Origin of the sequence: Streptomyces sp. NPDC091412, assembly GCF_044756885.1 — a bacterium.
Classification (GTDB): domain Bacteria; phylum Actinomycetota; class Actinomycetes; order Streptomycetales; family Streptomycetaceae; genus Streptomyces.
Genome location: NZ_JBIVTV010000028.1, coordinates 12,054 through 31,975, shown reverse-complemented (window position 1 = coordinate 31,975; position 19,922 = coordinate 12,054). Strand labels below are relative to the sequence as shown.

Below are 19,922 nucleotides of genomic sequence, written 5' to 3'. Positions count from 1 at the left end.
ACAGGTCGGACCCTCACGCCCCTTCCAGCACCGACCAGCCCGGCACAGGCCACGAGCGGCCGTGCACGGCGCGCAGGGCGTCCGTGAGCTGGTCCCGTCGGCGCACCCCGAGCTTCCGGTAGACATTGGTCAGATGTGACTCGACGGTGCGCACCGTGACGAACAGCCGTTGTGCGATCTGGCGGTTGCTGGCCCCGGACACCGCCAGTCCCGCCACCTTCAGCTCCGTGGTGGTGAGCAGACCCCCGGTCGGCACGCCGGCGGCATGGCCCATGCGCCCGCCGGCGGAGACCAGCAGGCTGCGGGCCGACTCCGCCAGCGCGAGCGCCCCGCAGCCACCCGCGATGCCGGCCGCCTTGCGCAGCCGCTCCCGGGCACCGGCCTCGTCGCCGTGCAGCAGGAGGGCCCGGCCCAGCGCGTATTCGGCACGGGCGTACGCGGAGACCGCGGGCGACCGGGACAGCTGGTGGGCCGACTCGGCGAGCAGGTCGAGCCCGGCCCGGCCCGGAGTGAGGACGCCCGACGCGAGCGCGGCGAGCCCGAGGGCGCGCGGCGTTCCCCAGCGCCGCGCGCGTTCGGCTCCTTGTTCAGCCAGTTCCCTGCCCTCCGCCGGCCGGATGGCCGCGAGGATCAGGCAGGTGTCCACCCACCAGGAGGTGAGCACCGGGCTCAGCACACCCGCGGTCTCCTGCACCGCGCCGCACTCGCGCAGCAGCCGCAGCGCCTGCCGGGGGCTGCCGGTCGCCCAGCGGGTGCGGGCGCGGGTGTGCAGATACAGGAGGTAGGCGAGGGCCGAACCGCTCGGCTCGGAGCGGCCGATCCGGTCGAGCAGCCGCTCGGCCTGCTGCGGCTCGCCGCGGTCGACGAGCACCGACGCGAGCACCGCTCGTGCCGTGACCAGCCGTGCCTCGCAGTTGGTGCGGCCCGCCGCGCTGATCGTCGAGCGGGCCTCCGCGGCGGCGTCGAGGACGGCACCGTCACGGTGCAGCAGGTGGGACCTCAGGGACCCGGCGAGCACCCGCACCCAGGCCGTCGGTTCGTCGCCCTCGCGCCGCAGCATGGTGTCCAGCGCGGTGTGCGCCTCCGTCGTCTCGTCCGCGAGGCCGAGTGTGGCGGCGGCGGTGAACAGCAGCCACGGCGGCGGCTGGAGGGAGGGCGTGGCCAGCGCGCGCCGGGCGCCTTTCACGGCCGCCTCCCGGGAGTGGCCGGCCAGCGCGGTACGCAGGGCGGCGAGCGCCTCCGTCTCGTGCCGGTCGGTGCGCAGCCGGTACGACGCCGTCACCGTGCCGCGGTGCTCCCGCGCCGCCACACCGGTCCCGCGCCGTCCCATGAGCAGCAGCACGGTCGCCACCTGGTCGCGCAGTTGCGGGGCACGCTCGGGGCCGGACGCCAGGGCGTCCCAGGCGGTCTCCAGTGCTCCCAGGATCTCCGCCCGGCAGGCGGCCGGGAGCGGTACGGACAGGCATGCCATGGCGTACTGGACCGCGATGGCGGCCCGCCCGCGCGTGTCGGCCGTGCCGGCGAGCGCCGCGCGGAACAGCGGAACGGCGCTCAGGGGGTCGTCGGGTGCCACGGCGAGCGCCAGCCGCAGCCGTGCCTCGACGTCGTCGGGCTCGGCCTCCAGCACCCGGCGCAGACAGCCGGCGGCCTCGGCCAGGGCGCCGCGTTGCTCGGCCCGGGCGGCGGCGTCCCGCAGGACCGCGGTCATCCAGGGCTCCCGGGCGCGAGGCATCCGCATCAGATGCCGGGCCACCTCTTCGACGGGCCGGCCTGCGTCGCTGAGCAGCAGCGCGGCGCGGGCGTGCAGGTCGGCCGCCCGCGCGGTGCCGAGCGGTTCGAGCAGTGCGGAACGTACGGCTTCGTGCACCAGAGCGGTGCCGTCGGGAGTGAGGGCTCCCGCGTGGCGCAGCACGGCGATCGCCTCCTCGGCCTGCGCGCGGTCCACCTCCGCCAGCACCGCGACGCCCTCCGGGAACTGCGTTCTCCCGAGCAGTGCGATCGCCGTGGCGACACTGCGGACCGTGGCGGACTCGCGGTCGACCACACGGCGCACCGACCGTGCGGCCATGCCGCCGCCGAGTTCCCACGCCTGTTGCGCTCCGGCCTTGTCCGGAGCCGCACCGCGTCTTCTCAGCTCGCGCAGCAGCCGGACGGCGGTGCGCGGGTTGCCGCCGGTGACCTCGGCGACGCGCTCGGCGAGCCGGGGGTGCGCCGGCGTGCCGAAGACCTCTTCGGCGAGGCCGCCGACGGCGTCGGTGCCGAGGGGCCCGAGGGGCAGCACGGACACCGAGGGGTGGGCGAGGAGGTCCGCCCAGGCCCGGGGAGCGCGCGGGTCGGTGCCGGAGCTCCGGGCGAGGACCACCAGCAGCGGCTGCCCGGCCGCCCGCCGCAGCAGGAACTCCAGCCAGCGCAGGGAGTGTTCGTCGCAGTGGTGGGCGTCGTCGAGTACGAGCAGCAGCGGCCGGTCCGCCGTGAGCCGCAGCACGTGCCCGAGAAGCCGGCGGAACACCGGGTAGGCGGAGGTGAGGGTGAACCGCTGGGCATCCCCGGGGCCGGGCAGGAACACGGCCGGACTGTCCTCGCCCGGCTCCGGCTCCGGGCGGTCCGGAGCCGGAGCGCCCGCCGGCGCGAACAGCGCCCTCAGCCCCGCGTAGGCGCCGGCGCCTCCGGCCGCCTCGCCGCAGTGCGCCCGCAGCACCGTCATGTCCCGGCACGCGGAAGCGCGCAGCAGGGCGTCGAGGAGCACGCTCTTGCCGTAGCCGGGCGGTGCGGTCAGCACCACGCACCCCGTCTCACCACGGCATGCGGCGGCCGCCCGGGCGCCGAGTGCGGTCGACTCGTTGTCGCGGCCGTGTATCACGTCGTACTCCGGAGGCGGTCGAGCAGGTTGTCCAGGGTGGCCAGGTCGTCCTCGCTGAACTGGGCGAAGGTGTCCCGCAGATTGCGTACGTGTCCGACCGCGGCCCGGTGGAGGACGTCGTGCCCGGCGTCGGTGATGGCGGCGTAGGCGATCCTCCGGTCCCTGACGCAGGGGCAGCGTTCGACGTAGCCGGCCGCCTGTATCCGGTCGATCAGCCTGGTGACCCCGCTGGTGGTCAGGGCGATCTGGTCGGCCAGCGCACTCATGGTCAACTGCCCTTCCTCCGCGCGGGCGAGCCGGATCAGGACCTCGAACCAGACGTGCGGCAGGCCGACTTCCGACTGCATGGCCGTGCCCAGGCGCCGCTCGAGGTGACTGTGGGTCTCCACCAGGCGGCCGAACGTCGTGATGAGGGGGTGATCGATCGGGTTCGAGGAAGGCACATGGGGATTCTAAGCCAGAACACTTGTCCAGTCAGCTATTGTCGAGTCAGAGGCATGCGGTTCAACGTGCGACTGGCCGGCCGAATACGATTGCGCTCCGAGGGCTGCGTTCGTGCGACTCGAAACCATGCGCTCGGCACCCAACTTTGCGATGGCTAACGAATATGCGCGCGATCGGCGACTGGTCGTCACGCGGTACGCACGGACTTCGGGCGGCAATCGGACCGGCGCGGCACCCAAGCGGGCAAGCCGGAGTCCACCCAACCCCCGGACGCGCCATCCACACCTCCCGCCGGTCGCCCCGGACCACGCGACGCCACGCGGCCCCACCGCCCACGGACATCGGCAATCAGGGCCCGCCACCTGGCCGCCCACCGCCCATACGTTCGACACTAGGGAATTTCCGGTGTCGCGCATGAGATCACTTAGGAAGGTGATACCTACCCCGACCGGAAGGAGCGGGAGTCCGACGAGAACCACGGAACGGTCGACCCACCCCCACCGCACTCACCCTTCCGTACACATCCACGTCCGGGAAGCACGAACCCGGCCGAACCCTCGCGTTCCCGCTAGCAAATAACCTCGGGCGAAATCCGGCAATGTGCTAATTCGGTTCCTCTTCAGACATTGGAAGCGCCTTGTCGTGACGTCGAGAATAGGGATCCGGCGCGCGATGCCCGCTTCATGACCGAAATACACTTGGCCGGAATCAACACACTTCTCCCGCCTTTCGGAAACCGAGCCACCCAATCCGCAGCACGGGGACCGACGCATGCCCCGATTCCGGCTGACGACGCTCCTCCTCCGACGCCCTGGTTCCGGTCCCCGCGCCCGCGGAGCGAGGACCCGCGATGCGCACTCTGCTCGTCGACAACGACGAATCCTTCACCCACAACCTGTTCCATCGCCTCGCCGAGGTGAACAACCGGGAGCCCGAGGTCGTCCGCCACGACGACCCCTCCTGGCGCCCGGGCCTGCTGCGGGGCTTCGACAACGTGGTGCTCTGCCCAGGGCCGGGCACCCCGCACGACCGCGCCGTCACGGCGATCGGTGCCGAGGTCTGCCGTCAGGACCGGCTGCCCGTGCTCGGCGTGGGTCTCGGCCACCAGACGATCGCGCTGGTGCACGGCGGCACTGTGGGCCGTGCACCCTGGCCGTGCCACGGACGCGTCTCGCCCGTGCGGCACACCGGTAGCGGGCTCCTTCGGCAACTGCCCAACCCGCTCGAGGCCGTCCGGTACCACGCGCTCGCGGTCACCGGCCTCTCCCCCGCGCTGGAGCCCACCGCCTGGGCGACGGACGACGGCGTGGTCATGGCGCTGCGCCACCGGAGTCTGCCGCTGTGGGGAGTGCAGTTCCACCCCGAGTCCGCCGGCACGGACACGGGCCGTCAACTGCTCGTCAGCTTCCGCGAACTGACGGAGGAACACCGGAGATCCCGCCCCGGCCCGCCCCTGTTCGCCGGTGCCCCGCCACGGCGGGCACCGGCGGTCACCACCACCGGTACGGAGAAGGCGCCGAAGCGGCTGCCGGGCGCCGGTGACCGTGCGCGGCACCCGCGCCGCCGGCTGCGGGTGCTGGCCGAACCGCTGGAGACACGCTGGGAGGCGGAGACGGTCTTCGACCGCCTGTTCCGCCCCGGTGACCATCCCTTCTGGCTGGACAGCGGCCGGGCGGACGGCGGTCCGGGCCGGGTGTCCGTCCTCGGCAACGCGGACGGGCCGCTCGCCCGGGTCGCCACCGCGCACGTGGTCCGGGGCAGCGTGTCCGTCCGGGGGACGGGGCCCGCCGAGCTGGTCCGCAGTCCGTTCCTGCGCTGGCTCGACGAGGACCTGCGGTCCCTGACGGTGGAGGTCCCGGAGCTGCCGTTCGACTTCGCGCTCGGCTGGGTCGGCTGTCTGGGCTACGAGTTGAAGGCCGAGTGCGGCGGCGGGAGGGCGCACCGGTCACCGGCTGCCGACGCCGTCATGGTCTTCGCCGACCGTGCCGTCGTCCTGGACCACGGCACGGGCACCGCGTATCTGCTCGCCCTGGCCGAGGAGGGGGACGAGGGTCCGGCCCGGTCCTGGCTCACCGCCGTCTCAGCGCGGCTCGTCACGGTGCCGCCGCTGCCCGTTCCGGCCGCCCGTATCCCGTCACCGGCGCGGCCGGCCCGGCTGCGGCTGCGTCATGAGCGCGAGCGGTACCTCAAGCTCGTCGACGCCTGCCAGGACGAGTTGACCGCCGGCCGCACCCATGGGCTGTATCTCGCCAACATGATCGAGACCAGGACGGACCTCGACCCCTGGCAGGCGTACCGCACCCTGCGGCGGCTCGCCCCGGCGCCGTTCGGGGCGTTCCTGGGATTCGGCGCGCTGTCCGTGCTCAGCTCCGCCTCCGGGCGTTTCCTGCGCGTCGACCGGCAGGGGTGGGTGGAAACGACGGTCACCGAGGGCTCCCGCCCCCGCGGGAGCACGCCGGAGGAGGACGCCCAGCTGATCGCGGACCTCGCCACCAGTGAACGGGAGCGGGCCGCCCATCTGACCCTCGTCGACCTGGCGCGGCACGATCTGGGTTCCCGCGCCGAGGCCGCCGCCGTCACGGCCGATCCGCTGTTCGACGTGATGACGTGTCCCGCCGGGCACCGGCTGGTGACCACGGTCGGAGCGCGGCTGCGCCAAGGCACCACAGCCGTGGCGGCGTTGTGTTCGGCCTTCCCGGGCGGCTCCGTGACCGGCGCTCCGAAGCCGCGGACGATGCGGACCCTGGACCGGCTGGAGAGCGGGCCGCGCGGCGTCCACACCGGGGCGATCGGTTACTTCTCCCTCTCGGGATCGGCCGACTTCGGCCTCGCCACCCGCACGGCGGTGCTGAGCGGCCGGCGTCTGCGGTACGGCGTCGGCGGCGCCGTCACCGCGCCGTGCGACCCGGACACCGTGTTCGAGGAGACGGCACGCGAGGCCGAGCCACTGCTGTCCCTGTTGGGCGCGCGGCTCCCGGGACACGGCACGCCGCAGGCCCCGGGTGTCGCCCTGCAGGGCTCGCGGGGGCGTCGGCTCTAGGCCTGCTCCGGATACCGCTCTGTGAGCGTGGGGCGACGGGCTCCATCCGACGGGCTCCATCGGCAGCCCCCGTCCCGCGTCCGGGATGGGGCGCACCCGCTCCAACAGGAGGTCTAAGGATCTTCCGGCATCCGGCGTGAGATCACAGTGCCGGGCGATGCGGATCGCCCGGGGAGGTGCTCCCCCGTCCTGCCGGCCACCGATGAAAGGCACAAGGCACTTCATGGATTCCGCCCGACAGCCGATCCTGTTCGTCAGTCTCCCGGAGAGCGGCCTGCTGAACCCGCTGCTGGTGCTGGCCGGTGAACTCTCCCGCCAGGGCGTGGCGGACCTGTGGTTCGCCACCGACGAACACCGCAGGGAGGACGTGCGCAGAACGGCGGAACGCGCACCGGTGCGGTTCGCCTCCCTCGGCGAGGTGATTCCCGAGCTGTCGGCCGTGACCTGGCCCGACGACGTCTACCGGGAGGTCACGCAGTGCTCCCGCTTCCGGGCCCATCGCGCCGTCATCAAGCAGTCCTACAGGCCCGCCCTCCAGGCCGAGAAGTTCCACCGGCTCCAGAAGATCGTCGACAGGGTCCGGCCGACGCTCATGGTCGTCGACTGCCTGAGCGGTTTCGCCGTGGACCTGGCGGTCTCCCGGGGCATCCCCTTCGTGCTGAGTGTGCCGTTCCTGCCCAGCAACGTGCTGACCTCGCACAGTCCCTTCGTCAAGGGGCTCACCCCGCGTGACTTCCCCGTCCCGCACTCGGGGCTGCCGCGCCGGATGAACCTGGCGCAGCGGGTGGCCAACGAGCTGTTCAAGTTCCGTACCCTGGCCATGTTCTTCAACCCGGTCATGGGCAAGGTGCTGTCGAAGGACGCCCGTCTCCGCAAGGAGCAGGGACTTCCACCACCCAACCCGATGACGCGGATCGACAAGGCCGAGCTGGTGCTGTGCAACTCGGTCGCGGAGCTGGACTATCCGTTCGACATCCCGGAGAAGATGCGCCTCGTCGGCGCGGTGCTGCCGCCACTGCCGGAGACCACCGGAGACGATCCGGTGCGCAAGTGGCTCGACGACCAGTCGTCCGTCGTCTACATGGGCTTCGGCACCATCACCCGGCTGACCCGGGAGCAGGTGGGTTCCCTGGTGGAGGTGGCGCGCCGGCTGGCGGGTGAGCACCAGGTGCTGTGGAAACTGCCCGCCGAACAGCAGCACTTGCTGCCGGCGTCCGATGAACTGCCGGGCAACCTGCGTATCGAGAGCTGGGTGCCCTCCCAGCTCGATGTCCTCGCCCACCCGGGCGTCAAGGTGTTCTTCACCCACGGCGGCGGCAACGGCTTCCACGAGGGCCTCTACTTCGGCAAGCCGCTGGTCGTGCGCCCCCTGTGGGCGCACTGCTACGACCAGGCGGTACGCGGCCGGGACTCCAGGGTGAGCCTGACCCTCGACCACCCGGAGACCATCGTCGTCGACGACGTCGTGGACAAACTCACCCGCGTTCTGCGCGAGCCGTCCTTCCACGAGAACGCCGAACGCATCGGCGCCCTCCAGCGCGCCGCGGGCGGCCGGACGGCCGCCGCCGACCTCATCCTCGGCCTTCCGGCCCTGGTCTGACGGTGAGCGGCCTTCAGCTATCCCGGTCCGCCGACTGCAACGGCCACGCGCGCGGCGTCGCCTGCCGGAGTCGGCGATGGACTCGGCCGCCGCCTGCGGCGGGGCGGGCCGTCCGGACGCGGCGACCTGACGGAGCAGGTCCTTGGCGGCGGCGGTGTCCAGTTCGCGCGGGTCGCGGTCGGGCACGGCCCCGCCGCGGCAGTGCAGGCGGGCCAGGGGGCAGGCGCGGGTGGACTCCCGGATGGCGATGAACGGCTTGTCCGCGACGTTCTGGTGCTGCCGGCGGATCGCTTGCACACCGCTCACCGCGGTCTCCGTACAGGATGGGTCCGCATCGTGCGTCCGGCCGCCCGCGAGTCAGGGCAGACGTGGCGGGCGGTCGGACGGTGACCGGTCCGGCCCGTGCGCGGCGCCCGCCACGGGGGACGGCGGTGGAGACGGCCGCGCGGGCGCCTTGTTCGGTCGTGCACGGGATACCTCCGGATCGGTCGGGAGCCAGCATCCGGCGTCGGGCGGTCCTGAGGCAGTGGCCGAAGAGCCCACGGACATGGGCCGACCGTCCCTGGTTCCAGTGATCACGACGCAACGGGCGGCCGCCGCCCTGATCGGCGATGGCGGCGGCCGCCTGCCCGGAGACGGGTGAGTCCGTCAAGGACGGTGCGGCTGCGCGCCCAAGGCGTCCGCCGTGGCCACCAGTGCCGCGCCGAGGCCGGTCAGCACTCCGCCCAGGCCCATGACCAGCGTGGTGAGGTGCCAGGCCTGGTAGGCGGACAACAGCGAGCCGCGCAGCGTCTCCCCCATGAAGGCGGTCTGACGCAACTGGGCGAGTTTCTCGTCGTCGTCCCCCGTGGCGTGCAGCTCTTCGGTGATCTCGGCATACGTACGGCCGCCCGTCGCCTGGGCGACATGCTCCTTGATCAGCTCGGCGTAGGCGTGGGCTTGGGCTCCGGTCTCCACGCTCCGGCCGGCGAGCGCGGCGAGGTGGGCGGGCAGCCCGTGGTCCGGGAACGTGATCCGCTGCGCGGCCAGTTCGGTACGGATCTCCTTGCGGCCCATACGGCCGCGCAGAACCATGACGGGTCCGGCGGCCATCAGGGCCGCGCCGGACATCCTGACCAGTACGCCGGTCCGGCGGTGCGCACCATCCATGACATGCCCTCCTGGTTTTTCTTCCTTGGCCTGGTTTTCCTGGTGATGGACGCGGCGCGTACGAGGACGCTGGGCGTCTCGGCGTCCGCGGACCGCGCGAGCGGCCGTGGCGGCGCCGGGTGGGCGACAGCTGAGGCGCAGCCGCCGGACTTCGGGCCCCCGTTGCGGGTACTCCGCCGCGAAGACACCGCGGTCGCGCTGCTCGACCCGCGCGAGCAGCGGCAGCGGCAGCGGGTCGTGCGGCACGACGAGCACCATGGCGCCGCCGGCCGGAACCGCGTCCGGCGCGCCGAAGACCGTGGCATGACGCAGGGCACGAGGTGCGAACCGCACACCCCGTTCGGACACGGCCTCCTCCTCCGCACCACCGCAGCCGCACACACCGCCACAGCCACCGCCCTCTTCCGCCTCGCCACCCGATATGTCCTCCACCATCTCAGGACGCGGCGGTCTGGAAGCGCCGTGCGCGGGCGTGTCCGCGGACGGCCGGGAAGGAGGCCGTCCGCCACGTCCCCCGACGCAGCGCACCAGGCGGCCGGGCACAGGTACCGGGACGGGAGCACCGCCCGGCCGATGGCACCGGGCCGGACGGCGACCGGACCAGGAGCGCGCCGCGGCTGCCTCGGCCCGTGGACACGAGGAGACGTGGCCGGACAGCCGGACCTGACGGCCCGTGGCCGCTCCCGGCCGGTAACGGGCCAGGATCGCCGTGCCGCGGCGGTCGGCGCCTGAGCCGACCGGCCCTCGGGTACTCCCCATGGCCCCTGGTCACGGCTCCGAACGGCCCCTCGGTGGAAGGGCGGCTCAGATGTTCCGCGCGACACGCACGGCACTGGTCGTGCGGGGGTTTGTCGGCAGGTTCGTCTACTCCGCCGTGGCAGCCGAGGGCCCCGACGGCGCCCGCAGCTTCCGTCTGCTCTCCGACATCCTGCTCGGCGTGGTGGCCGGGGCGGTGGACGACCCGGTGGCCGCCGCCACCGAGGCCGGCCGCTCCTGGGGTGCCTATCTGACGGACGCCCCCGCCCCCACCGAGCGGATCGGGGCGGAGGAGGGGCAGCGGCGTCTGAGGGCGACCCTGGAAGGCATGGGCTTCGTCACGGAGGCGGAGGCGCCGGCCGAGGAACCGGCCGGTGAACCGGCAGTGGGAGCTTCGCGGGACGGGGCGGGGGCGGGGGCGAGGACGCCGAGGGGGTCCGGCGGCTGCGGCTGCACCACTGCCCGTTCCGCGAGGTCGCCCAGCGCCGCCCGGACGTCATCTGCGCCGTCCACCTCGGGCTGATGCGGGGCACCGTCGACACCCTGCGCGCCCCGCTGGCCGCCGAGTCCCTGGAGCCCTTCGTCACCCCGCACCTGCGCGTGGCGACCCTGCGACGCACCGACCTGCCGACCGACCGGGAGGTTCGCGACACGCTCTCAGGCTGACGCGGTCAACTCCAGGGCGAGGACGGCCTCGACCAGGTCGGTGACGCGGGTGGCACTGCACCGGAACGTGCGCGGCAGTCGCCGGGTCGGGCGCGCGTCGTGGTCCGCGCTCTCTCGGTCAGGCGGGTGTGCCGGTCATCGGACGGTGAAGTCGGCCGCCTTGGTGTCCAGGGTCGTGGTGCCGTCCTTCGCGGTGGCCAGGACGGCGACGTGCCAGACACCGCGCGGGGACGACTCGGCGTCGGCACCGGTGACCTTGACGGTGTAGGTGCAGCGCACGGTGTTCTGCCCGGAGGGCTTGCAGACGGCCGACTCCGCGGCGGCCATGTCCTTGGCGGTCAGCCCCTTCTCGGCGAAGGACGAGTTCTGCGGCCAGGCGAGCACCTTCACGCTCTTGACACCGGAGGACGCTGTGACGTCGGTGACGAAGGCCAGCGATCCGTCGCGGTCCCCGTCGGGAGCGGTGTAGCGGGCACTGCTGTGCGCCGGCGCCGGCGCCTGCTCCCCGGCGTGGGCGAGGGCGAGGGCACCGGCACCACCGAGGATGACGACACCGGCGGCCACGGACAGAGCGACACGTCGGGACATGGGATTCTCCGTAACTGTCTCAGTACTGCATCGGATCGGCGCCAGTGGACTGCGCCGCTGCACCGATACTCGCCGCGCGAGGGTGCGCCGGACATGAGCGCGCGTACTCAACCCGGCCTGAGTAAGCCGCCCGGACGTCAGCCGTCGAGGGCCGGCATGTCGGGGCCGATGGTCAGGGTGACCGCTGCGGGGGCTGATTGCTCGGACAGCGTGGGTGTCACGCCGGGCAGGTGGCCGACGAGCGCCTGAGACTGCTCCGACTGGCGTCGGCTTCGGCCCCTCTCACGCGGGCGGGCGTCCCTGCGCCGCCTGTGGTGCGGGTTTCACTCTCCGGCGGGCCGACGCCGTAGGACGGTGAGCACCGGACCGAGCGCGAGAACGACGCCGAGAACGGCGAAGCCGTGGGTGAGGGTGGTGAGCGAGGCGACCGCCGCGACGAACAACGGGCCGCCCGCGTCGCCGATGCCGGGCGGTGACGTCGGCGAACGCCTTGACGAGAACGACCTGTTGCCGCATCAGGCGGTGTTCGCCCTGTCGTCGGCCGGCGGAGTCAGCCCATGGCGAGTGGCGCGCTTCGAGGTGCTCCGCCGAACCTCCCCGGTCGTCGGTCCGCTCTCAGTCGACAGCGGCGGGCTCGGAGCGCTCGGCCGGGATGTCATGGACCCCCAGGCGCAGGTGCTCGACGTGATAGAGGGCCTGGTCGAGGAGTTCAGCGACGTGGTTGTCGTAGAGGGCGTAGATGATCGACCGTCCTCGCCGCTCACCGGTCACCAGACCGAGGTTGCGCAGCAGGCGAAGCTGGTGGGAGCAGGCGGAGGCTTCCATGCCGACGGCCTCCGCGAGCTCGCCGACCGAGCACAAGGCGGCCGCGGTGAAGGAGTGGGAGGCCGAGGGGAAGCGGGTGCTCGTCGTCGGTGACGGAGTCAACGACGCCCCCGCGCTGGCCGCAGCGCACTCCGGGATCGCGATGGGCAAGGCCGGCTCCGACCTCGCCCTGGAGACCGCCGACGCCGTCGTCGTCCGCGACGAACTGGCCACCATCCCGTCCGTCGTGCAGCTGTCCCGCACCGCGCGCCGCCTCGTCATCCAGAACCTGGTCGTCGCCGGGGCGTTCATTACCGTCCTGGTCGCATGGGACCTGATCGGCACACTCCCCCTGTCTCTGGGCGTCGCCGGGCACGAGGGCTCCACCGTCCTCGTCGGCCTCAACGGCCTGCGCCTGCTGCGCGAGGCCGCCTGGCCCCGACTCACCAGGGACACCGCGTGAGCAGAGGCGCCCGGTGCTCCGCCCCCGCCCCGGGGGCGGAGCGGCCCACCGTCACCGTCTGCCGCGGCTGCTGCTGCTGCTGCGGCACCCCAAGACTTCGCAGGTCGCGGACACCCCAGCGGATCCGCGGGCAGCGGAACCAGTGCGGGTGAGCGAACGCACTTTCCACGACCCGGCGTTGGGCGCCGAGGCCGGAGCCGTGCCCGGTGCCGCGGCGGGCGATCAGTGGCTTCGCTCCGAGGTCCCGGACCGGACGCGGTACTTGTCGTGGCCGTGGCCGCGGTCGCCCAGCACCACGTCCGGGCGACGCCGGGCCGGTCGGTGATTCTCGCCCCGCACCGCGAGCACACCGGCCGCCGCACCGCACGGAGCGGCGCGGTGGCCATCACAGCCGGATCAGGCTCCCTCACCGCCCGGTTCCGGTCCGTCATGCTGCTGGAGCAGAGTCAGAAGCTGCGGCACGAAGTCGCGGACATGGGTCGCGTACGGAACATGCCCGCCGGACATGGAGGTGAAGTCGGCACCGATGCGCCGGGCGAGGTTCTCGAGCGCGGAGCGGTAGCGGCCCAGCAGTTCCTGGTGCAGTTCCGTCCCGCCCTCGGAGCCGACGGCCACCGTGACGGGAATCCGGTGGTCGGCCACGACGTCGACCGGAGGGTCCCAGCGATCGACGACGCCGAGTTCACGGGTCACCCACACCTCACCGTTGTCGAGGGTCCGCTCCGCGAGGTCCTCATTGCGCTCCCGTGTGGTGCCGGTGAGCCAGCCGCTGAAGTCGGCCATCGACTCGCGGTACCCGCCCCGCTTCCTGGCCTCCTCGGCACGGTCGCGCATCGCGGCGAGCAGGTCGTCGCGCTCGGGCATCGTCCCGATCTTGGGTGGTTCATGGGCGACCGCGTTGCGGACGACTTCCGGGTGGCGAAGGGAGAGGTTCAACGTGATGGTGGCGCCGCTGCTGTTGCCGAAGACGTGGGCCGGCGCCAGGTCGAGGGCGCGCAGCAGCGCCGCCGCGTCGTCGGCCTGTTCGTCGGGTGAGGTCGCGGTCCATCCTTCTGGGTGTGAACTGCGGGAATTGCCGCGACGGTCGTAGGTGATCACGGTGAAGTGCTCGGCCAAGAGCCTGGCGGCGTCCTCGTAGGTGCCGGCGTCGCCACCGGCTCCGGGGATCATCAGCAGTGGCGTTCCGGTGCCGCGCAGCTCGTAGTACAACTCGACGCCGTTCGCGAGCACGGTGCCGGCCTTCGCCGGGGCTCCGCCGCGGCGGGGCGTGTGGGTCATGCGCTTTCTCCCTGGGTTTCAGATGTCGAGCAGATCGCGGCCGACGATGATCTCGCCGTCGAACTGTGAGGCGGCGGCGTCGCGCCACATCTCTTCGGTGACCGTGGGGTGGTGCGGTACGAGGTGGGAGAGCACGAGGGTGCGTACGCCGGCCTCCTTGGCGAGGCGGCCCGCGTCCTGTGCGGTGGTGTGGCAACTGACGAGGTGCTCCCGGAGTGTGGCGGCCCGGGCGCCGCGAAGCTGTTCGGCCAGCGCCTCCTCGTAGATCGCCTCGTGGACGAGGACGTCGGCTCCGGTGGCGAGTTCGGCGAGCTTCGGCGAGTAACGGGTGTCGCCGGAGATGACCACTGATCGGCCGTCGCCGTCGAAGCGGTAGGCGAGGGCGTGCTCGAACGGCGGGTGGTCCACCAGGGTCGCCGTGACGCGCAGCCCGTCGCTCTCGTGGACCACGCCGGGGCCGGTGAGGTCGTGGCAGTGGAGCAGCGACGGGAAGGCGGCGCGGCCCGTCGTGCTGGTGCGGGACTCCAGCTCGATCCGCATCATTTCCACGAAGTGACCGACGCTGGCGGTGATGCCGGCCGGGCCGTGGATGCCGACCGGCTCCGTCATGCCGTCGGTCCAGGCGAGAAGGGGAAGCGCGCCCACGTCGACCATGTGGTCGGCGTGGTGGTGGGTGATGTAGATCCCGGCCAGCTTGTCCAGGCGCAGTCCGGCCGCGGCCATCTGACGGGCGACGCCGTTGCCGCAGTCGACGACGTGCACCTGGTCACGGTGGACGATGGCCTGGGCGGGGGCGGCGCGGTGGACGGACGGCCTGGGACCGCCGGCGGTGCCGAGCAGAACTAGCTTCACTGGCCTTCCTCAGAGGTGGTTCGGGCCCCCAGCAGGGGTGCGATCAGTTCGGGTGAGTAGCGCAAGGCGCGGAACATCCGGTTGGCGGGCTGGAGGGCCGGGTTGCCCAGCGGGCTGTCGACGAAGTACGGATTGACGTACTCCCAGACCGTGGCGCCACCCGGTGTCACCTCGAAGACCCGGCCGGTCAGTCCCTCACAGACGAGTGTGTTGCCGCCGGGGAGCCTCTGGGCGCTCGACTGCAGTGCGCTGAAGAAGTCGAAGGGGACGGGGTCGGTGTAGGTCCAGCCCGGCTCTCCGGTGGAGAGGTCGAATTCGACCAGCCGGGAGAAGGGCGGGCCGGGGTGCTGCCGTTGGAATCCGTTGTCGAAGACGAGGACCTTGTCGTCGCCGATCAGCGAGGGCGCGTGCTGGCCCGCGAGGACTCCGGCGCCGATGCGCTGCCGGATGCGGCCCGTGGCCCGGTCGATGACCAGCAGGGTGGAGATCTGGCGTGCGCTCACGAGGAGGTCGCCGCACGGCAGTTCCACGACTCCGTTGGCGTGGGTCCACTCGCTGCGGTCCATGGGTCCGGGGCCGATGACGTCGGTCTCCGGGTCGAGGTGGCGGGCACCGGACCACTCCCGGACGACCGTGCCGCTCGTGGTCATCTCCACCAGGGTGTCGACGTACATCGTCTCGGGGTCGTCGACGCCGCCGCGCACACGCAGTTGGAGCTCGGGCGGGACCTCCTCCAGGCCGAGCAGCAGGACGTTGCCGTTGCGCAGCAGGATGGCGTCGTGGTGATGGGTGGGGTGCTCGACGGACCACAGCACCGTGCTGTCCCACGCCACCTCGGCCACCACGCCGCCCTTGAAGGGCAGGGTTCCGAGGAACGGCAGGTCACGGTCGACGATGCGCCCCGAGTACAGAAGGGTGCCGCGCTCGGTCAGCCGGGAGCCCAGGCCGGGCGGCCAGGGCAGCTCCCACCGGTGGACCTCCTGCCCGTCCATGTCGATCAGGTAGGTCGTGCGGCCGCCGAAGCTGGGGGTGATGAGGGTGTAGCCGCGGTACGCCCGGGCGGGGTCGTGAGCACGCAGGCCGAGCCCCGTACGGCGTCGTGTGACCTGGTCGAGCGGGGCCGCCCCTGTCATGGCCGACTGCGCGGTGGCGGCAACGGGGGTCACGGAGTGTCCTCCAACCGGGTTTCGAGTTCGATGACGAGGCGGTCGATCACGCCGATGAACGCTTCCTGTTCGGTGGGAGCCAGGGAGGCGAACACCTCACGGCGCAGCCGGTCCACTCGAGGGGCGATCCGCTGCACGGTCTCACGGCCGGCTTCGGTCAGAATGAGTACCTTGCGCCGCGAGTCGTGGGGGTCGCGCAGGACCTGGATCAGACCGCGCTGCGTCATCCGCTTGACGACGTCGGCGGCGGTGGCCTTGTCCATGGACAGGCGTGCGGCCAGGGTCTTCTGATCCTGGCCGGGGTCGCGGTGCAGTCCGGCAAGGGCCCCGAACTGGACGGCTGTGACCTCGCTGGACACCTCGGCGGACCACGCGGCGCCGTACACCTGGACGAGTCGGCGGATCTTCGCGAGGAAGCCCCAGGTGGGATCGGCGGCGTCCGCCGAAGGCACCGGGCTTCCCTTGAGTTCTGGTGCCGTCATGCCATCTTTTCCTCTCGGCTTTTCGCGGCCCTCGCAGAGGACTGGTTCCGGATCTCGCTCAGGACGTTCCCCCGTACCTCGGCGAACCTCGGCAGCGCCTTGGTCTCGATCTGGTCGCGGGATTCGCCGAGACCGGTGACCTCGACGCGCCGGACGGAAGCGGGGCTGCCGCCCAGTACCACGACACGATCTCCCAGATAGACGGCCTCGTCGACGTCGTGGGTGACCAGGACGACGCTGGAGGAGTACTTCTGCCGCAGCCCGAGCGTGAGGTCCTCGAGTTCGGCGCGCGTCTGGGCGTCCACACTCGCGAAGGGCTCGTCCATGATCATCACGTCGGGGCGGTAGGCGAGGGCGCGCGCGATGGCCACACGTTGCTGCATGCCGCCGGACAGTTCGTGAGGCAGTTTGCCGGCATGGGCGCTGAGGCCCACGGCGTCGAGTACTTCCTCGGCGATGGCCTGCTGCTCGCTCGCCGGGACGCCCTTGCCCTTCAGCGGCAGGACGATGTTGGAGCGCACGGACATCCAGGGCAGCAGGGAACGGCTGTAGTCCTGGAAGACCACCGCCATTCCCGGGGGCGGCTCGGTGACGGGTGTGCCCTCGAAGCGGACCTCACCGGTCGTGGGCCGCATCAGGCCCGACAGGCATCGCAGGAGGGTGGTCTTACCCGTGCCCGAGTGCCCCACGATGCAGACGAACTCCCGTGCGGCGACGGTGAAGTCCACCCCGTCCAGGACCGTCTTGGCCGTCTCACCGCGGCCGTAGGACTTCCCCAGGCCGATGGCCTCGAGTACGGGCGTCCGGTCGTCGCGCGAGCGGGCGCCCGGCGCGGTGCGCGTGGTCGTCGATACAGGCATGGCCGGCTCTTCCTTTCCGCAGGGGCGGGTCATGTGGAGATCCACGTGGAGGGGTGCCACCGCAGAAGGCGTCGCTGCACCACGGTGTAGAGCGAGTTGAGCGTGTATCCGAGGATTCCGAAGACGATGGTCCCCAGCCACACACCGGCAATGTCGAAATGGCGCTGCGAGTCGATGATGAAGTGCCCCACGCCTTCGGTGGCGCCGAACATCTCGCTGATCACGACCACGACGATCGACACCGAGAGCGCGGTCTTCATGCCGGCCAGGATGTGCGGGGCCGCCGCGGGCAGCGTCACCTTCGCAAACCGGGTGAGGGGTGGGACACGGTAGGCGTCCGCCACATCGCGCAGCCGGGCGTCCGTGGACAGCACACCGTCCATGGCACCCAGCAGAATGGGCCAGACGGCGCTGAGGAAGACCACGAGCACCCGGGTGCTCGCCGAGAAGCCGATGATCAGCAGCAGACATGGCACCAGAGCGGCGTTCGGCACGGCCCGGAGGAAGTCCAGCGTCGGGGTGACCAGGTCGCGCAAGGTCCGGGACGCCCCCATCGCCATGCCGATGACCACGCCGCCCACGGCGGACAGGGTGAAGCCGAGCAGGATGTTGCGGACGCTCGGAAGCAGGTCCTGCTGCCATCCGTCGGGCCACCAAGTCACGGCGCGGGCCCAGATCTCCTGCGGCGTGGAGACGTAGAGGTTGTCGGCGGCGTTGGTGACCAGGACCCAGGCGATGACCAGCAGCGTGGGCAGGGCCAGGGCCCGGAGGAGACGCCGAGGCGTACTGACTGTCATGCCTTCCTCCCGTTGCCGGTGGCCGCGTGGTGCCAGGCCATCACCTTGTTCTCGGCGCTGCGGAAGGCGACGTTGACGGCGACGCCGAGGACGCCGGTCCAGACGCTGAGGGCGAAGAGCGACAGCCCGTCGCCTGCCGCGTTGGCCACCGCCATCTGCTGTCCCAGACCGGGAGCGCTGACGATCAGCTCGCTGCCGACCACCACCAGCAGGGTGACCACCGTGGTGATCTGCAGCCCGGTGACGATGAACGGTCCGGCGGCTGGGACGACGACCTGGAGCAGGGTGCGGGTACGGCTGAGCCGGAAGCTGCGCGCCATGTCGAGTGAGACCGGCTCGACCGACCTCGCTCCCTCGATCGTGGAGATCAGCAGCGGCCATCCGGCGACGAAGACGGTGAGGAGGACGACCATCGACGGCTGGGCGCCGAGGAAGAGGACGAACAGGGGGATCAGGGCGAGTCCGGGAATCGAGCGCAGGAAGTTGATCGTCGACCGGGTGTAGGCCTCGAGGGCCGGTATGCGTCCGATCAGCATGCCCAGCGGGATGTTGATGGCCACGCACAACAGGAGGGCGAGGGCGGCCTGGGCGAGCGTTCTGCCGGTCTGTGCCCAGGTCCGGGCCTGGACGAGTTCGGTGGCGAGGTGGCCGAGGGCCGCCGACGCGGAGGGGAGCGATGTCTCGGGCACCAGGCCGGTACGCGAGGTCAGTTCCCAGGCCGCCAGTGTGCCGGCGGCCCCGAGCGCGCCGAGCGCGGTACGGCGTATCGACGGCATGTCAGGACCCGGGGGTGTAGGAGTAGAAGTCGTTGGGGCTGGTCCGCTTCTCCAGACCCGCATAGCGGGTCAGCACGTCCTGCAGGGAGTCGAGTGCCTTCTTGTCGACGTCGGTGCTGTAGCGCTGCATGACCGTCTTGGCCGCGATCTGCTCACTGACGTTCTCCCACAGCTTCTGGGTGATCGCCCGCACCTCGTCGGGGTGCTCGTTGGCGTAGGCGACGGCCCTGGCGAGTGCGGCCCTGAACTTCTCGAGCGTCGCGGGGTTCTTGCGGATGAAGTCGTTCTTGGCGAAATAGACGTCGAGCGGTGCGCCCTGGGGCAGGTAGTCGGTGTAGCCGAAGAGGACCCTGACCTTCGGGTTCGCGCGGGCGACCGCGGCGTTCGGCTCGTTGAAGTTGGCCGACGCCACGCGTCCCGACAGCAGGGCGCCCAACTGCTGGGCCCCGGGCATCTCCACGAGCTTGAGGGACTTCGGGTCCCCGCCGTCCTTCATGACCGCGGCGCGCAGTCCGACGGCGCCGAGGTCGTTGAGCGAGGTCACGGCCAGCGTCTTGCCCTCAAGGTCACGGGGCCGTTTGATGGACGGGTCGATGACGTCCACGTCCGCGCCGCTCTTGCCCGGCCCCTGGGGCGTTTCGATCGAGGCGGTCTGGGCCACGACCTTCACCGGTGCCGCCTTGGAGAGGGCGCTGAGCAGCGGCGGAGCGGCGCCGAAGCCGATGTCGTACTGGCCGTTGAGGACGCCGGCCAGGGTGGCGTCGAAAGCGGTGGAGGTCTGCGGCTTCACGGTGAGCCCCTGCTCCTTGAAGAAGCCGTGCTTCTCCGCGATCAGAAGCGGCACCTGGGGTCCGATCGGGATGGTTCCCACCGTGAGGGTCTTGGTGTTCTGGGCGCCCGCGTCGGCGGCGCCGCCCGAACCGCAGGCGGCGAGTCCGGCCATGGCCAGGACCGTGGCTGTCGCCGCGAATGCTCGTTGACGGCTCTTCATGGTGGCCTCTCAGAGGGTCTGCGCGAGGAATCTGGGCCCGCGGATCCGGACTTCGCCGCGGACGGTGCCGGGCCCAACTGTGGTAAGGCGGCGCCGGGTTCGAATGCCCGAGCTTCCGCAACGTGAGACGACACGTCCCTCTCGGTGGAAGGGGCGGATCGAAGCCCGAGCACATAGGTCGTATGCGAACTATCTTTAGCTAAGCCAGGCCGGCAGCAAGAGTCAATAGCAGTGACCACAGGATCGGTGGCGACTCGACCAATCGCTCTGTGTACGACCTAATGCGCGCTCGGAGGGTTCCCCTGGCGGGACTTTCGCCGTACGGTCGCCTTGGCTGGACGGACGTCGAT

Annotated in this window: 18 protein-coding genes; 5 read left to right on the top strand and 13 right to left on the bottom strand. The window is 71.7% G+C overall.

Features of this window, described 5'->3' with window-relative positions:
* Window positions 1-13: 13 nt before the first annotated feature.
* Together ACIQMV_RS36130 and ACIQMV_RS36125 are read right to left on the bottom strand one after the other, a co-directional pair.
* Entirely contained in the window at window positions 14-2,860 is a 2,847-nt protein-coding gene (locus tag ACIQMV_RS36130; protein ID WP_402597324.1) for an AAA family ATPase, read from the bottom strand.
* The gene (locus ACIQMV_RS36125; RefSeq protein ID WP_401774481.1) at window positions 2,857-3,303 is read right to left on the bottom strand and encodes a MarR family winged helix-turn-helix transcriptional regulator; all 447 of its coding nucleotides are present in this window, start codon (window positions 3,301-3,303) and stop codon (window positions 2,857-2,859) included. The genes ACIQMV_RS36130 and ACIQMV_RS36125 overlap by 4 nt, the downstream gene beginning before the upstream one ends.
* Before the next feature lie 851 nt (window positions 3,304-4,154).
* Here ACIQMV_RS36125 and ACIQMV_RS36120 point away from each other — a divergent pair.
* Complete coding sequence (locus tag ACIQMV_RS36120; RefSeq protein WP_402597323.1) at window positions 4,155-6,344, top strand: chorismate-binding protein; 2,190 nt, start codon at window positions 4,155-4,157, stop codon at window positions 6,342-6,344.
* Between the two features lie 223 nt (window positions 6,345-6,567).
* Window positions 6,568-7,944 carry a glycosyltransferase gene (locus ACIQMV_RS36115; protein WP_402597322.1) on the top strand — a complete coding sequence of 459 codons (1,377 nt, stop codon included), beginning with the start codon at window positions 6,568-6,570 and terminating at the stop codon, window positions 7,942-7,944.
* A gap of 648 nt (window positions 7,945-8,592) precedes the next feature.
* On the opposite strand, the gene ACIQMV_RS36110 is transcribed toward ACIQMV_RS36115, so the two are convergent.
* Window positions 8,593-9,441 carry a DUF2249 domain-containing protein gene (locus ACIQMV_RS36110; RefSeq protein WP_402597321.1) on the bottom strand — a complete coding sequence of 283 codons (849 nt, stop codon included), beginning with the start codon at window positions 9,439-9,441 and terminating at the stop codon, window positions 8,593-8,595.
* Between the two features lie 460 nt (window positions 9,442-9,901).
* Between ACIQMV_RS36110 and ACIQMV_RS36105 the strand changes: the two genes are divergently transcribed.
* Entirely contained in the window at window positions 9,902-10,372 is a 471-nt protein-coding gene (locus tag ACIQMV_RS36105) for a hypothetical protein (RefSeq protein ID WP_402597320.1), read from the top strand.
* On the top strand, window positions 10,372-10,515 hold the full coding sequence (locus tag ACIQMV_RS36100; RefSeq protein ID WP_402597319.1) for a hypothetical protein: 144 nt from the start codon (window positions 10,372-10,374) through the stop codon (window positions 10,513-10,515). The genes ACIQMV_RS36105 and ACIQMV_RS36100 overlap by 1 nt, the downstream gene beginning before the upstream one ends.
* 135 nt (window positions 10,516-10,650) lie before the next feature.
* Here ACIQMV_RS36100 and ACIQMV_RS36095 read toward each other — a convergent pair whose 3' ends face one another.
* Together ACIQMV_RS36095 and ACIQMV_RS36090 are read right to left on the bottom strand one after the other, a co-directional pair.
* Window positions 10,651-11,103: a DUF5707 domain-containing protein gene (locus ACIQMV_RS36095; protein WP_141364247.1), complete on the bottom strand. Its 453-nt coding sequence runs from the start codon at window positions 11,101-11,103 to the stop codon at window positions 10,651-10,653.
* A gap of 615 nt (window positions 11,104-11,718) precedes the next feature.
* Entirely contained in the window at window positions 11,719-12,078 is a 360-nt protein-coding gene (locus ACIQMV_RS36090) for an ArsR/SmtB family transcription factor (protein WP_402597318.1), read from the bottom strand.
* On the opposite strand from ACIQMV_RS36090, the gene ACIQMV_RS36085 reads away from it, so the two are divergent.
* Complete coding sequence (locus tag ACIQMV_RS36085; RefSeq protein WP_402597317.1) at window positions 11,975-12,370, top strand: HAD hydrolase family protein; 396 nt, start codon at window positions 11,975-11,977, stop codon at window positions 12,368-12,370. The two genes, ACIQMV_RS36090 and ACIQMV_RS36085, sit on opposite strands and share 104 nt — an antisense overlap.
* Window positions 12,371-12,766: 396 nt before the next feature.
* On the opposite strand, the gene ACIQMV_RS36080 is transcribed toward ACIQMV_RS36085, so the two are convergent.
* Genes ACIQMV_RS36080 through ACIQMV_RS36045 form a run of 8 tightly spaced genes read right to left on the bottom strand, consistent with a single transcriptional unit; the run spans window position 12,767 to window position 19,572 of the window.
* Window positions 12,767-13,648, bottom strand: coding sequence for an alpha/beta fold hydrolase (locus ACIQMV_RS36080; protein WP_402597316.1), 882 nt, complete (start codon window positions 13,646-13,648; stop codon window positions 12,767-12,769).
* Window positions 13,649-13,666: 18 nt separating this feature from the next.
* Window positions 13,667-14,500 (bottom strand): MBL fold metallo-hydrolase, encoded by an 834-nt coding sequence (locus ACIQMV_RS36075; protein ID WP_402597315.1) that lies wholly within the window; start codon window positions 14,498-14,500, stop codon window positions 13,667-13,669.
* Entirely contained in the window at window positions 14,497-15,666 is a 1,170-nt protein-coding gene (locus tag ACIQMV_RS36070; RefSeq protein WP_402597314.1) for an aryl-sulfate sulfotransferase, read from the bottom strand. The genes ACIQMV_RS36075 and ACIQMV_RS36070 overlap by 4 nt, the downstream gene beginning before the upstream one ends.
* Window positions 15,663-16,148 carry a MarR family winged helix-turn-helix transcriptional regulator gene (locus ACIQMV_RS36065; protein ID WP_141364236.1) on the bottom strand — a complete coding sequence of 162 codons (486 nt, stop codon included), beginning with the start codon at window positions 16,146-16,148 and terminating at the stop codon, window positions 15,663-15,665. Before ACIQMV_RS36065 ends, ACIQMV_RS36070 begins: the two co-directional genes overlap by 4 nt.
* Window positions 16,145-17,008, bottom strand: a complete 864-nt coding sequence (locus tag ACIQMV_RS36060) for an ABC transporter ATP-binding protein (RefSeq protein ID WP_141364234.1) — start codon at window positions 17,006-17,008, stop codon at window positions 16,145-16,147. The genes ACIQMV_RS36065 and ACIQMV_RS36060 overlap by 4 nt, the downstream gene beginning before the upstream one ends.
* A 29-nt stretch (window positions 17,009-17,037) precedes the next feature.
* Window positions 17,038-17,805, bottom strand: a complete 768-nt coding sequence (locus ACIQMV_RS36055; RefSeq protein WP_401774513.1) for an ABC transporter permease — start codon at window positions 17,803-17,805, stop codon at window positions 17,038-17,040.
* Window positions 17,802-18,581 carry an ABC transporter permease gene (locus ACIQMV_RS36050; RefSeq protein ID WP_402597313.1) on the bottom strand — a complete coding sequence of 260 codons (780 nt, stop codon included), beginning with the start codon at window positions 18,579-18,581 and terminating at the stop codon, window positions 17,802-17,804. Before ACIQMV_RS36050 ends, ACIQMV_RS36055 begins: the two co-directional genes overlap by 4 nt.
* Window position 18,582: 1 nt before the next feature.
* On the bottom strand, window positions 18,583-19,572 hold the full coding sequence (locus tag ACIQMV_RS36045; protein WP_141364228.1) for an ABC transporter substrate-binding protein: 990 nt from the start codon (window positions 19,570-19,572) through the stop codon (window positions 18,583-18,585).
* Window positions 19,573-19,922 lie beyond the last annotated feature (350 nt).